The 13704-nt window shown below is 43.3% G+C and carries 11 protein-coding genes; 5 read left to right on the top strand and 6 right to left on the bottom strand.

Features of this window, described 5'->3' with window-relative positions; genetic code table 11:
* The first annotated feature begins 12 nt into the window (after positions 1 to 12).
* On the top strand, positions 13 to 939 hold the full coding sequence (locus tag PY092_RS14865; protein ID WP_275616598.1) for an alpha/beta hydrolase: 927 nt from the start codon (positions 13 to 15) through the stop codon (positions 937 to 939).
* On the opposite strand, the gene PY092_RS14860 is transcribed toward PY092_RS14865, so the two are convergent.
* From PY092_RS14860 to tsaD, 5 genes are all read right to left on the bottom strand, one after another.
* Complete coding sequence (locus PY092_RS14860) at positions 936 to 2120, bottom strand: THUMP-like domain-containing protein (protein ID WP_275616597.1); 1185 nt, start codon at positions 2118 to 2120, stop codon at positions 936 to 938. The two genes, PY092_RS14865 and PY092_RS14860, sit on opposite strands and share 4 nt — an antisense overlap.
* Before the next feature lie 7 nt (positions 2121 to 2127).
* Positions 2128 to 3228, bottom strand: a complete 1101-nt coding sequence (locus tag PY092_RS14855) for an AI-2E family transporter (protein WP_275616596.1) — start codon at positions 3226 to 3228, stop codon at positions 2128 to 2130.
* A 3-nt stretch (positions 3229 to 3231) separates the two neighbouring features.
* On the bottom strand, positions 3232 to 3879 hold the full coding sequence (locus tag PY092_RS14850) for a DUF4159 domain-containing protein (RefSeq protein ID WP_275616595.1): 648 nt from the start codon (positions 3877 to 3879) through the stop codon (positions 3232 to 3234).
* Between the two features lie 66 nt (positions 3880 to 3945).
* Positions 3946 to 4653, bottom strand: a complete 708-nt coding sequence (locus PY092_RS14845; RefSeq protein ID WP_275616594.1) for a 16S rRNA (uracil(1498)-N(3))-methyltransferase — start codon at positions 4651 to 4653, stop codon at positions 3946 to 3948.
* 14 nt (positions 4654 to 4667) lie between these two features.
* On the bottom strand, positions 4668 to 5699 hold the full coding sequence (tsaD, locus tag PY092_RS14840; protein WP_275616593.1) for a tRNA (adenosine(37)-N6)-threonylcarbamoyltransferase complex transferase subunit TsaD: 1032 nt from the start codon (positions 5697 to 5699) through the stop codon (positions 4668 to 4670).
* A 48-nt stretch (positions 5700 to 5747) separates the two neighbouring features.
* Between tsaD and PY092_RS14835 the strand changes: the two genes are divergently transcribed.
* The 4 genes from PY092_RS14835 (at position 5748) to PY092_RS14820 (ending at position 13305) form a co-directional block, all read left to right on the top strand.
* Positions 5748 to 10223, top strand: a complete 4476-nt coding sequence (locus PY092_RS14835; RefSeq protein ID WP_470300426.1) for a translocation/assembly module TamB domain-containing protein — start codon at positions 5748 to 5750, stop codon at positions 10221 to 10223.
* Between the two features lie 144 nt (positions 10224 to 10367).
* Complete coding sequence (gene pfkA / locus PY092_RS14830; RefSeq protein WP_275616591.1) at positions 10368 to 11354, top strand: 6-phosphofructokinase; 987 nt, start codon at positions 10368 to 10370, stop codon at positions 11352 to 11354.
* A 22-nt stretch (positions 11355 to 11376) separates the two neighbouring features.
* Complete coding sequence (gap, locus tag PY092_RS14825) at positions 11377 to 12378, top strand: type I glyceraldehyde-3-phosphate dehydrogenase (RefSeq protein WP_275616590.1); 1002 nt, start codon at positions 11377 to 11379, stop codon at positions 12376 to 12378.
* A gap of 75 nt (positions 12379 to 12453) precedes the next feature.
* Positions 12454 to 13305 (top strand): N-acetylglucosamine kinase, encoded by an 852-nt coding sequence (locus tag PY092_RS14820; RefSeq protein ID WP_275616589.1) that lies wholly within the window; start codon positions 12454 to 12456, stop codon positions 13303 to 13305.
* On the opposite strand, the gene PY092_RS14815 is transcribed toward PY092_RS14820, so the two are convergent.
* A complete protein-coding gene (locus tag PY092_RS14815) occupies positions 13298 to 13678 on the bottom strand; it encodes a RidA family protein (protein WP_275616588.1) in 381 nt (126 codons plus the stop codon). The two genes, PY092_RS14820 and PY092_RS14815, sit on opposite strands and share 8 nt — an antisense overlap.
* Between the last annotated feature and the right edge of the window lie 26 nt (positions 13679 to 13704).

Genomic DNA, 13704 nt, shown 5'->3' with positions numbered 1-13704 from the left:
TCAAACAGAATAATGAAGGCACATGGAAAATTAAGTTTACTTGTTGTATTGTTTTCAATGGGAATGTCCGCTCAGGATACCATTATGCCATTATGGCCCAAAACCATACCGAACCAAGTGGAATCCTTGGAAAAGGAAGTGGTGGAATATACCAAGGATGGGATTATTTGGATTACCAATGTGCAAAAACCCACTTTAGAGGTGTATTTGCCCGCAAAGCGAAATGCAAACGGAAAGGCAGTGGTCATTTTTCCAGGAGGCGGTTACCATGGTCTGGCCTATGATTGGGAAGGTACGGAAATCGCGAAGGCACTCAACGTAAAAGGCATAGCGGGCATTGTGGTAAAGTATCGCTTGCCATGGTCCAAATCCATTACCAAAGGTAAAAATATGGTTCCCTTGCAAGATGCCCAACGCGCCATTAGATTGGTAAAGTCCAAGGCGGCTGATTGGAATATATCCGAAAATAAAATCGGAATCATGGGATTTTCAGCTGGAGGCCATTTGGCATCCAGCTTGGGAACCCATTACAGCGATATAGTTTACCAGAAGCAGGACGAAATCGATGATTTGTCCGCACGACCCGATTTCATGGCTTTGATCTATCCCGTGATCACACTTGGGGTGCCAAGTACCCATACAGGCTCCAGGGTTTCCTTGGTAGGGGAGGACCCGACCGATGAAGAGGTCGATTATCTGTCCAACCAAAAGCATGTGGATGGTGAAACTCCACCCACTTTTTTGTTGCACGCCATGGACGATGAAGCAGTGCCTGTTGAGAATACCACTATGTTTTTTGATGCTTTAAGAGCGCAGAAGGTCCCCACAACCATGCACATATACCCAACGGGAGGACATGGGTTTTCCTTGGCATTGCATGATGAAAAACTGAAAAACTGGATAGATCTACTTTTTGATTGGCTTGACAACTTGGATTAGCCAATCACTTTTTCACAGTCCAAAACCCATAAAGAATCGTTGGCGGTCTTTGTAAAGAAGAGGTAACGATTGCCCCCATCCTTGATTTTATGCTTTTTGCGAAGCTCAGCGACCGACATGGGGAAATTCCGTGTCGTGATATTGGCTTTTGAGACCACCATTGATTTCAAGGACTTTTTGGAATAGGGGAGTGATCGCTCAATGGTAAACCTCCTCCCGGGAAACTCCACTAATTTATCTGATGTGTACAAATGGGAATGGGGATGCAATTTGATTAAACCAAACGTCTTCGCGATTGATTTGAATCCTCCGGACTTTAAAATGGCCGCATTGGGTTCGTACAAGTATGAAGACGGTTCTCCAAAATAGGTCTGGACATCTTGTTCTTCTTCCAGTTCAAAATCAAAGTAGCTGTTTTGTCCCTGCAATACATCAACGGTCTTTATTTTGATACTTCCACTGTACCCTTTTTCCAAAACAAAGAGGAGTTCTTTTACTTCATTATGGACGGCCACTACATGAACCTCTTTTACAAAATCCAATTCCTCAATCCCTTTTTTTATATCCAAAAGCGGGGAAGTTTTTACTAGGACATTTTGCGTTTTATCAAAAAGTAAAGGAAGATGTTCAGGTAAATTTGGGAGGCAATCCTCCAATAAAAACACCTTACCCTTTTTATCGTTTCTTCGGGATGGGTCGACATAGATCCAATCAAATTTTTTTGTTGATTTTTTCAAAAATGACACCCCATCTTCTGCATGGCATTCAATATTTTTCCGCCCTAAAATTTTAAAATTATAACGTGCAATTTCACTCAATTCCAGATTGATTTCGCAATGCGAGATCCGGTCCATTTTTTTGGAAAAAAAATAGCTGTCAACACCGAATCCACCTGTGAGGTCAACCAAGGATTCTCCACTCACGATTTTGGCTTTGTAGGCCGCTGTGATTTCCGAACTGGTTTGTTCGATATTGAGTTTGTTGGGGTAATAAATCTGAGGTGCATTGAACCAAGTTGTAAGCTTGTCCCTGCACTTTTTCTTCGCTTCAATCTGCTCGGCCAACTCTTTTTGCGTGATTCCCTCAAAAACCGGTCCCGCAAGCAAAACTGTCATGATGTCAGATGATAAATTTATTAAAATAAACTCCTGTACACCAGTATCTAATATCAATTTATTCAAACTAAAACTATAAGTTTTTGGTCAACTTTTTCACAAACGAATATTCTGCTAAAAACTCCTTTAAAATCACTTTTATGGCGGTATATCCAGGCACGGCGACCACCATTCCAATTACACCGAAAAGTAATCCGGCTATGATGATGATCAGGAAGATTTCCAAAGGATGTGACTTGACACTGGTGGAAAAAATAAAGGGCTGTGAAAAGAAATTATCAATCAACTGACCTATGGTCAAACCAATCAAAACGTACATGGCCTTAGGCAAAATCACGGTGCTGAAATCCGCCCCCAACGAGCTTGTCATGGTCAGGGTGATCATTATCACTCCACCTATGATCGGACCTATGTAGGGGATGATATTGAACAGTGCGCAAAGGAATGCGATGACAATGGCATTTTCTACCCCGACGATCAACAATGCGATGGTGTATATCACAAAAAGAATAAATAGCTGAAGTAGAATTCCGGCAAAGTATCTTGAGAGCAGGTTATTGATCTTATCAATGGATTTGACCAAGTTACTTTCCTTGTCATTGGGCACAAAGGTCAAGATGCCGGTTTGCATCAATTTGCTGTCCTTTAAAAAGAAAAAGGAAATGAACAGCACGGAAAAAAGTCCAATACTGAAATTGCTCAGTGCGTTGACAAAAGAATTAAGAAAGTTTGGGATAAAACCTAAATCCAGCCCTTGCAATACATTTTCTTCAATATGGGATTCGTTCAACAAGTTGTTGAAGCTCCCAGTGGAGGCACCGAAATAGTCTAAGGTTTGCAGGTAGAGCGTGTTCAAGTCCCCTTTGAGTGCTTCGATGTCCAATAAGGACAGATTTTTACTTTGCTCGGCTATCAATGGAATAAATAGGGCGAGGATCCCTAGGAAAATGGACAACATAAATATCATGGTCGCCACTACTGCCAGTGTGTTGGGAAACTTAAGTCTTTTTCTCAAAAACAGTACGATAGGTCTTCCCAGTAAGGCCAAGACAGCCGCAATGGCCAAGTAGGCCAATACGGATTGGATTTTATAGAAGAACCAACCCAAGATCACGACCCCTGCGATAATGGCTACGGCCCGTAGTATTCCATTGGCGATTGTTTTTACGTTCATAACTTAACTTTTAAAAGCATATTCCACAATATTTGCACCCATTTGCAGGGCTTTTGTCCTAACTTCTTCGGGGTCGTTGTGTACGCTTGGGTCTTCCCAGCCATCCCCAAGGTCACATTCGAAGGTATACAGTAAGACCAATCTACCTTGTTCAAATATGCCAAAGGCCTGAGGACGTTTTCCATCGTGTTCGTGAATTTTGGGCAGTCCGTCTGGGAATTTGAATTTTTGTGAAAAAATAGGGTGGTCCGTACCCAGCTCTTCCAATGGTTTATCGGGAAAAATCTTTTCCAATTCCCTTCGTAGATAGGGTTCCATGCCGTAGTTGTCATCAATATGAAGAAAACCGCCAGACAACAGATAGGTTCTCAAGTTCTGTACTTCTTCATCATTGAAAAAGACATTGCCATGCCCGGTCATGTGCAAAAAAGGATATTTGAAAATGGAAACGTTGCCAGCTTCCACTGTTTCCGGTTCAGGATTGATCTTGGTGTCAATATTGCTGTTGCAAAATTGAATCAAGTTGGGAAGCGCTGTAGGATTGGAGTACCAGTCGCCACCACCACCATACTTGAGAATGGCAATCTGCTGGGCATTAGATGCACTTACAGCAAAAAAAAGCGAGACCACCAAAAGTACTTGTTTTTTCATGTAGAAGCAGTTAACCAGCCGCTCAAAAATAGGATATTACTTTGTAAATAATGAAGTATGCCCCTATTAGTTGTTGATAATGGCCACGGTGGTACAGGCAACAATGGCAGCTGTCTCGGTTCGGAGCCGATTTCTTCCCAGGGAAACGGGTATGTATCCTTTTTCCTTGGCCATATCGATTTCCTTTTTCGAGAAATCCCCCTCGGGGCCAATCAAAATAGTGACATCGTTGTCGGCGATCACTTTGCGCTTCAACTCCATTTTCTCCCCTTTTTGACAATGGGCAATAAATTTGAGACCTACGGAATTATCAGACTCTAAAAACTCTTGACCGGAAATGGGTGGGTTGATTCTTGGCAGAAAGGTCTGTAAAGATTGTTTCATGGCAGACTGCAACACACGTTCCATACGTTCCAGTTTGATGGTTTTTCGTTCGGAGTGATCACAAATGATCGGGGTTATCTCATCCACACCTATTTCCGTTGCCTTTTCCAAAAACCATTCATACCGGTCGTTCATCTTGGTGGGGGCGACCACCATGCGAAGCTTATATCTTCTGGGAATGGATTTGCTTTGTGAAATGATATGTGCTTTGCACCTTTTTTGGTCGGGCTCCAAAATCTCGGCTTCGAACAAATAGCCTTTGCCATTGGTAATGTGCACGATATCCCCTTCAGATTTTCGGAGTACCCGTGCTATGTGTTTGCTCTCATCGGGCGGAAAAACAAACTGTTTGGCACTATTGTCCAATGAGGGATTGTAGAAAAGCTGCATACGAAAGGTTTATATTAATTGGCACCGATGGCGTAGCGCGCCTTGGCGGCAATGCTTTGGTCAGTGAATTTCCCTTTTTCAAATTTAAGGTAACCCACGATTCCGATCATGGCCGCATTGTCCGTGCAATACTCAAATTTAGGAATAAAGGTTTGCCAGCCCAACTTTTCTTCAGCATCCTTGAGTCTAGCACGGATTCCGGAATTGGCCGCAACCCCTCCGCCAATGGCTATTTGCTTTATGCCTGTCTGATTGACAGCTAGTTGAAGCTTTTCCATCAAAATTTCCAGAATCGTGTGTTGTACCGAGGCACAAATATCGGTCATGTGCTCTGAAACAAATTCGGGATTCTTTCGGGTTTCACGCTGCAAAAAGTAAAGAATACTGGTCTTTAGCCCGCTAAAACTAAAGTTGAGCCAGTCAACCTTTGGTTTGGGGAATGGAAATGCCTCGGGATTGCCGAGCTTCGCGTATTTGTCTATGAGTGGTCCACCGGGGTAGGGCAGTCCCATCAACTTGGCACTTTTGTCAAAGGCTTCGCCCACGGCATCGTCCAGCGTTTCCCCCAAGACCTCCATGCTGAAATAGTCTGTCACCTTTACAATTTGTGTATGCCCACCACTGATGGTCATCCCCAAAAATGGAAATGTGGGGGCGGTCTGGTTTTCATCCTCGATAAAATGGGCAAGGATGTGGGCTTCCATGTGGTTGACCTCGATCAATGGAATGTCCAGTCCCAATGCCAGGGACTTGGCAAATGAGGTACCCACCAGCAAGGAACCCATAAGTCCAGGCCCTCTGGTAAAGGCTATGGCGGATAGTTGTTTTTTGTCGATATTTGCCTTGGCCAAGGCTTGGTGTACCACGGGAACAATATTTTGTTGGTGTGCCCTTGAGGCCAGCTCTGGCACAACACCTCCATATTGCTTGTGGATTTCTTGTGTAGCTACCACATTGCTCAGTACTTTTGTACCGCAAAGAACGGCAGCAGAGGTATCATCACAGGATGATTCAATCGCAAGAATGTATTTTTTTGGATTTTCCACAGGTTTTGGAACAAAAATTGGTCGTCAAAGGTAAAACATAAAAGCCCTATCAAAAAACTTCGTAAAATACTGTTGCGTATCCTTCTGGCCATCATCCTTATCTTGGTATTGGGTTCGCTGGTACTTTCCATTCCGGCCGTACAGACCAGATTGGGCCGATATGCCACGGATACCTTGAACGAGGAGTTCGGGACCAATATCCAGATCGAACGGATAAGCATGTCCCTCTTCAACCTGAATGCGAACATAAAGGGCATTTATGTGGAGGACTACAGGCAGGATACCCTTTTCCATATCCATAAATTGTCCACATCCATTTTGAACCTTCGAAATATGGCCAACAACAAAATGGAGTTTGGCGATATGGAATTGGATGGATTGACATTTAATCTCAAGACTTATGGAGGGGAGACGGACACCAACTTGGATGTGTTTGTGGATAAATTGGATGATGGTAAGCCCCGGGCACCAGGAACCCCACCGTTTTTTCTGTCTGCTGATGAAATCGAAATACATAATGGAAAGTTTCGGCTCGTTGATGAGAACCTAGAAAAGCCCGAAGTGTTGAATTTCTCTGAGATCGAGATCGCTTCACACGATTTCCAAATATTGGGTCCGGATGTTTCCCTGAATATAGACGATCTTTCCACTTTGGCAAAGCGCGGCATACGCTTGAAAAAATTGGCAACGGATTTCAAGTATACCAAACAGCAAATGCGGTTTGATGATTTGCTCATCGATACCGAACAATCGGAGCTGAAAGGAAATCTGGTGTTCAATTACGAAAGGGAGGAATTTGCGGACTTCGTCAATTTGGTGAACATCGATGCCAATTTCACGGAATCCTCGGTCTCGCTGAACGAAATCAATGCGTTTTACGATGAGTTTGGCCAAGACAAGACCGTAACATTTACGGGTAACTTTAGCGGAGTGCTCAACCAACTTCAGGTGGATGATTTGTTTTTGTTCACAGACAATACGGGAATCCGGGGAGATTTTAGGTTCGATAATATGTTCAGTGAACAAGCACCTTTTGTGTTACGGGGCGATATAGACAACCTAACCTCAAGTTATTATCAATTAAGGAGCATTTTGCCCAAGATTCTAGGGCGAAACATTCCTGAATCGGTTCAAAAGCTGGGGCAGTTTACCGTTCGTGGAGATGCCGAGATCACCGAAACCTCCATCGATGTTACCGTTAACCTGAACACCGCGGTGGGCGATAGTTATGTGGACCTACAGATGACCAATGTGCAGACCATAGACGAAGCCTCATATATTGGTTTTATTTCATTGATTGACTTTGATTTAGGGGATTTTATCGATAATGATGAGTTTGGTCTGGCCTCTATGGATATGAACGTGGAAGGGAAGGGATTTGTGGCGGAGAGCTTGAACACCGAGATTTCAGGGGATGTTTACAAATTCGAGTTCAATGATTACGAATACAACAAAATAAAGGTTTCGGGTATTTTGAGGAACCAACTGTTCGATGGGGTGCTCTTGTGCAACGATGATAACTTCAGGTTTGATTTTCAGGGATTGGCGAATTTTGGGGCGCGGCAGAACAAGTTCAATTTCGAGGCCGCTGTGGATTATGCCGATCTAAAGAAACTGAATTTTATCAACGATAGCATTTCCATTTTCAAGGGACATGTGGACATGGACATTGAGGGCAATAACCTGGATGATATGGCAGGACAGTTGCAGTTTACCAACACGACCTATCAAAATATAAACGATACCTATTACTTTGAGGATTTCAATGTGACCTCTTCTTTTGAGCGTGATACCATCCGAACAGTGGAAATCAATTCTCCTGATATCATCACAGGTTATATGCGAGGAAGCTTTAAAGTGAACGAATTGGGCAAATTGGTGCAAAATTCCATCGGTAGTATTTATACTAACTATCAGCCCTTTGAGATTTCCGAACGGCAGTACCTGGATTTCAACTTTAAGATCTACAACAAAATCGTGGATGTTTTTGTGCCCGAGATCGCTTTTGACCCCAACACCTACATTAGGGGTTCCATACAGGCGGACCAAAGTGATTTTAAACTAACCTTTAAATCGCCAAGTATTGAGGCCTTTGGCAATACCTTCGACAATATCGAACTCAAAATAGATAACAAGAACCCACTTTTCAACACTTTTGTGTCTGTAGAGGATATGTCCACGGTCTACTACGACATCAAAGACTTCAGTTTGATCAATACCACAATCAAGGATACCCTCTTCTTTAGAACAGAGTTTAAAGGTGGGAGCGAGTACAATGATAGCTATAACCTGAATTTTTACCACACCTTTAATCAAAACAATCGCTCGGTAATCGGTCTCAAAAAATCCGATGTGAGCTTTAAGGGCAATACGTGGGTGCTCAACAAGAACGGGAACAATAAGAACAAGGTAATCTTCAACAGTTCCTTGGACAGTATCCAGATAGAGGATGTGGTCATGGACAACAACAACGAAGAGCAGATTCGCTTGAGGGGAGAATTTGCGGATTCCACATATAAGGATATAGACCTTCAATTCAAGTTGGTGTCCCTCGAAAAAATAACGCCCGCTATTGACAGCCTAAAAATGAACGGGCAAGTGGATGGATTTCTCAACATCTTGCAGAAGGACGGTAACTATCTTCCCACTTCCAGTTTAAATATCCAAAATTTCAGTGTCAATGATATGCGCATGGGCGATTTGGAAGTTGGAATCTATGGAAACAATGACCTTACGGAATTTGGCGTAAGCTCTTGGCTGAACAATGATGGTAAGGAATTGATGAGCATCAATGGAAAGGTTACCAATATTGACGATAAACAAGAACTTGATTTGACGGCCAATTTTACGGATTTTGCCTTGGAGCCGTTCAGACCCTTGGGGGAGGATATCATTTCCAATATCAAGGGCAGGGTCAGTGGGGATGCCGTGGTCAAGGGGGATGTCAACAACCCGTCCATTAACGGCTTATTGACCCTGAACGATGCTGGTCTTGGAATTCCTTATCTGAACGTGGATTACGACTTTGCACCACGCTCCCAAGTCCGACTTTTTGACCAAACCTTCTATTTTGAAAATGTGGAGTTGTCGGATGTGGAAGAGGGCACCACAGCAATCTTGGACGGTACCATAAGCCATACAGGTTTTGATGATTGGTACCTTGGCCTTGATGTGGATACTCAAAACGACCGTTTTATGATCCTCAATACCGAATATGATGAGGAATCCCTGTATTATGGCACCGGTTTTATCAATGGTACGGGAAGTATTTATGGCCCAACGGATGCCCTGACCATCTCCGTGGACGCTACCACGGCGCGAGGCTCCTCCCTTAAAATCCCTTTGAGCGATGTGACCAGCGTTGGGGATTACTCTTTTATCAACTTCATAGAAAAGGATGGAACCGGTTCCTTTGAAGAAGAACGGGTTTTGGAGGAATACCAGGGTCTGGAAATGGCCTTCGACCTTGTGGTTACTCCCGAGGCCGAAGTGGAGATAGTGGTGGATCAAAGTACAGGAAGTTCACTAAAGGGAACAGGTGAGGGTATTTTGTTGATAGAGATCAATACGAATGGAAAATTCAATATGTACGGAGATTTTGTTGTGGTTACCGGAGAGTACAACTTCAAATATGGCGGGGTAATTGATAAAAGGTTCAAAGTGCGTCCCGGTGGCACCATCCTTTGGGAAGAGGATCCTTTGGCTGCCCAGTTGAATTTGGAAGCGGTGTACGAACTCAATGCCAATCCCGCTCCGCTTTTGGACAATGCAGGGTATACGGGAAGAATACCCACCGAAGTGGTCGTTCGTCTGGATGGGGAATTGGAGAGTCCGAACATTAACTTTGATATAGAATTTCCAGGAACCAACTCTGTGGTGCAGTCCGAGTTGGAATATCGATTGCAGGACCCTACGATCAAGGAACGGAATGCGTTTTTCCTATTGGCACAAGGAACTTTTGTCAATCCGCAATCGGGAGGCATCAATCAGCAGGCCGTTACAGGAAACCTCATACAGACCGCTTCGGGGCTCTTCAATCAAATACTATCAGGTAATAATGATAAGCTTAATTTCGGAGTCTCCTACGAGCAAGGTTATAACGATCCCAATGCCGATGTTGCCACTGAAGATAGAATAGGGGTAACGGTTTCCACCCAGTTGTCCGATCGTATTTTGGTCAATGGAAGGGTAGGGGTACCGGTCGGTGGTGTTTCCGAAACGGTGGTGGCCGGTGATGTCGAGGTCCAGGTGTTGTTGAACGATGAGGGGACATTGAGTGCCAAGATTTTCAATAGGGAAAATCAAATACAGCAGTTTTTGGCCGAAAGGCAAGGATATACCCAAGGAATCGGACTATCATATCAAGTGGATTTTGATAGTTTCAGGGAGTTGATGCAAAAAGTCTTCAACAAAAAAGAAAAGGAGCAAAAGAAGGAAGAACCATCAGTTCAAAAACAACCTTCACAGGTCATGGGAAAAGACAGCTTGATTCGTTTTTCTGAAAAGCCGATAAACCGCCTATAATCAACCCGATAAATTTTATATTTTTAAGAGTTTTTGTATTAATTTATTACGAAAACGTTTGAGGAAGCCCTTTAAAACAAATAAATTATTAAGATATTCAAAATTTGAATAAAGTTTCCTAGCTTTGATCTCTTAAAAATTTGAATGGCTTCAGAAATTAAAAAAATAGGAGTTTTTACGTCTGGCGGAGACTCTCCTGGAATGAATGCCGCAATTCGTTCCGTTGTCCGTACTTGCGCATATTTAAACATTGAATGTGTTGGCATCTATCGAGGCTACCAAGGTATGATGGAAGGTGATTTCAAGACCTTGGATGCACGTAGTGTAAACAACATCATCAATAAAGGGGGGACCATTTTAAAGTCCGCTCGCTGTGATGAATTCAGGACGAAGGAAGGAAGACAGAAAGCTTACGACCAATTGACCAAGGAAGGAATACAGGCCTTTGTGGTCATTGGAGGAAATGGAAGCTTTACCGGGGCCCTTTTGTTCACGGAAGAATTTGATTTTCCAGTAATTGGAATTCCCGGAACCATTGACAACGATATTTTGGGATCATCCTTTACCATTGGTTTTGATACAGCGATCAATACCGTTGTGGATGCCATCGATAAGATTCGTGATACGGCAAGTTCCCACAACCGCCTCTTCTTTGTTGAGGTCATGGGCAGGGATGTTGGCCATATTGCGCTAAATGCAGGTGTAGGGGCCGGTGCAGAGGAAATTTTGATACCCGAGCAAAATCTTGGATTGGAACGTCTGTTGGATTCCTTGAAGCGGAGTAAAGCTTCTGGCAAATCATCCAGTATCGTAATCGTTGCGGAAGGTGATAAAATCGGAAAGAATGTTTTCGAGCTAAAGGAATATGTAGAAGAACATTTGCCTATTTACGATGTACGAGTGTCCGTATTGGGACACATGCAGCGGGGGGGTAACCCAACTTGTTTTGACCGCGTTTTGGCCAGTAGGATGGGGGTAAAGGCAGTGGAGAGCATATTGGAAGGTAAATCAAATCAAATGGTAGGTATCAGGGATACCAAATTGGTGCTCACACCATTGGCCGAGGCCATAAAGGCACATACAGAAATCGACGAAGAGCTCATTAGAGTTTCGGATATAATGACAACTTAATTTAAACACAAAAAAGAAGAATATGTCAAATTTGAAAATAGGAATCAACGGATTCGGTAGAATTGGAAGGTTGGTATTCAGGGCAACCGTTAGTAGAGACAATGTGGATGTAGTGGCAATCAACGATTTGTTGGATGTGGATCATCTAGCATACCTACTGGAGTACGATTCGGTACACGGTAAGTTCGATGGAACCATCGAAGTAAAGGATGGTAACCTTGTAGTGAACGGAAAAACAATTAGGGTAACTGCTGAGCGTGACCCTAAAAACTTGAAGTGGGACGAAGCAGGTGTGGAAATCGTAGCCGAATGTACCGGTATCTTTACCACGTTGGATATGGCGCAGAGCCATATTGAAGGAGGAGCCAAAAAAGTTGTTATTTCTGCTCCATCCAAAGATGCCCCTATGTTTGTTATGGGAGTAAACCATAAAGATGTTAAGGCAACGGATACCATTATCTCCAATGCTTCTTGTACTACCAACTGTTTGGCGCCCATCGCCAAAGTTCTTAACGATACGTTTGGTATCGAAGAAGCTTTGATGACTACGATCCACGCTGCTACATCAACACAGTATACAGTGGATTCGCCATCTAGAAAAAATTACAGATTGGGACGTTCTGCTTTATTGAACATAATCCCAACTTCGACTGGTGCAGCAAAAGCTGTTGGTAAAGTTATTACCGACCTTGATGGTAAACTAACAGGGATGGCATTTAGGGTTCCCACTGCCGATGTATCCGTAGTTGACCTTACTGCACGATTGAAAAAAGAGACTTCCTACGAGGAAATCAAAAAAGCAATGAAGGAAGCTTCTGAAGGAGAATTGGCCGGAATCTTGGGCTACACGGATGAAGATGTGGTTTCCCAAGACTTCGTAGGGGATACTAGAACTAGTATTTTCGATGCTGAAGCTGGAATTGAATTGAGTTCCAACTTTTTCAAAGTGGTATCTTGGTACGATAACGAAACCGGTTACTCCAATAAATTGGTTGATTTGGCATTGCACGCAGCTAGCCTATAATTTTTTATCTCATAAATTTTTTATCCTGAAGGGCGCATCCCGCTCTTCAGGATTTCAATATAATAATCTCGACGTATGGTTTTAATTGTGGATAGTGGTGCCACGAAATCCGATTGGATTGCCCTGGACGATAAAGGGGAGCAGTTGTTTGTGACCCAAACTTTGGGCCTTAGCCCAGAGGTGCTGACCAAAGAAGTAATAGAGGATCGGTTGGCCAACAATTTTGAACTTTCCAAAAACAAGGATAAAGTACGTCAGTTGTATTTCTACGGTGCCGGATGCGGAACCGATAGAATGAAGAATTTTTTGAAATCCATTTTCAAGGATTTTTTCCCCAATGCCAAGGCAGAGGTTCGAGAGGATACTTACGCGGCAATTTATTCCACCACAAAGATAGGCAGGCAAGGTATCGTTTGTATTCTGGGAACAGGGTCGAACTGTAGTTATTATGATGGCCATCAGTTGATCCAAAAAGTGACCTCTTTAGGATATATTTTAATGGATGATGGAAGCGGAAATTTCTTCGGAAGAAAACTGATCCGTGATTACTATTTCCATAAGATGCCACAGGACCTTGGGATGAAATTCGCCAAGGAGTACGATTTGGATGCGGACGTGATCAAAGATCATCTCTACAAGCAGCCCAATCCCAATACCTATTTGGCCACTTTTGCCAGATTTATCATCGAAAACAAAGAGCATCCCTACTGCAAGGGTGTCATTGAAAAAGGGCTACAACAGTTCGTGAACAATTACATCATGCAATACGAACTGGCCACTAAAGTGCCCGTGAGCTTTGTGGGCAGTATAGCACATTTCTTAAAAGATGAGCTTACCGCCTGTTTGGAGCGCAACGATTTGATTTTGGGTGTTATCCGCCGAAGACCTATCGAAGGTCTCGTGGAATTCCACAGAGAGACTATTTAACCGCGATCATCGAGATTTCCACACGGACAAACTTCGGAAGGTTCGCAACCTCCACAGTTTCCCTTGCTGGAGCGGTATCGGCATCAAAATAGGTGCCATATACCTCATTGATCTGTGCAAACTGGTTCATGTCCTTGATGAAAATGGAGGACTTGATCACATGCTCAAAAGTCATGCCTGCTTCTTCGAGAACGGCTTTTAAGTTTTCCATGGATTGTTTGGTTTCGGCCTGTATATCGCCTTCCACCAATTTCCCGGTTGCCGGATCAATCGGAATTTGTCCCGAAATATAGAGTGTATCCTTGATAAGAACCGCTTGATTGTACGGACCTATCGGAGCTGGAGCTTTTGAGGTGTTGATTATTTTTTTCATGCTACAAATTTTGATGGATGAAGGTA

The organism is Flagellimonas yonaguniensis, from assembly GCF_029193885.1.
GTDB classification, from domain to species: Bacteria; Bacteroidota; Bacteroidia; order Flavobacteriales; family Flavobacteriaceae; genus Flagellimonas; species Flagellimonas yonaguniensis.
Note: the sequence above shows the minus strand (reverse complement) of the source record. Positions and strands in the feature narration are given on the sequence as shown.

Excerpts from the sequence above, each read along its gene's own strand:
- PY092_RS14865 (WP_275616598.1), top strand. The coding sequence starts at position 13 with ATGAAGGCACATGGAAAATTAAGTTTACTTGTTGTATTGTTTTCAATG.
- PY092_RS14855 (WP_275616596.1), bottom strand. The coding sequence starts at position 3,228 with ATGAACGTAAAAACAATCGCCAATGGAATACTACGGGCCGTAGCCATT.
- PY092_RS14850 (WP_275616595.1), bottom strand. The coding sequence starts at position 3,879 with ATGAAAAAACAAGTACTTTTGGTGGTCTCGCTTTTTTTTGCTGTAAGT.
- PY092_RS14845 (WP_275616594.1), bottom strand. The coding sequence starts at position 4,653 with ATGCAGCTTTTCTACAATCCCTCATTGGACAATAGTGCCAAACAGTTT.
- pfkA (WP_275616591.1), top strand. The coding sequence starts at position 10,368 with ATGGCTTCAGAAATTAAAAAAATAGGAGTTTTTACGTCTGGCGGAGAC.
- gap (WP_275616590.1), top strand. The coding sequence starts at position 11,377 with ATGTCAAATTTGAAAATAGGAATCAACGGATTCGGTAGAATTGGAAGG.
- PY092_RS14820 (WP_275616589.1), top strand. The coding sequence starts at position 12,454 with ATGGTTTTAATTGTGGATAGTGGTGCCACGAAATCCGATTGGATTGCC.
- PY092_RS14815 (WP_275616588.1), bottom strand. The coding sequence starts at position 13,678 with ATGAAAAAAATAATCAACACCTCAAAAGCTCCAGCTCCGATAGGTCCG.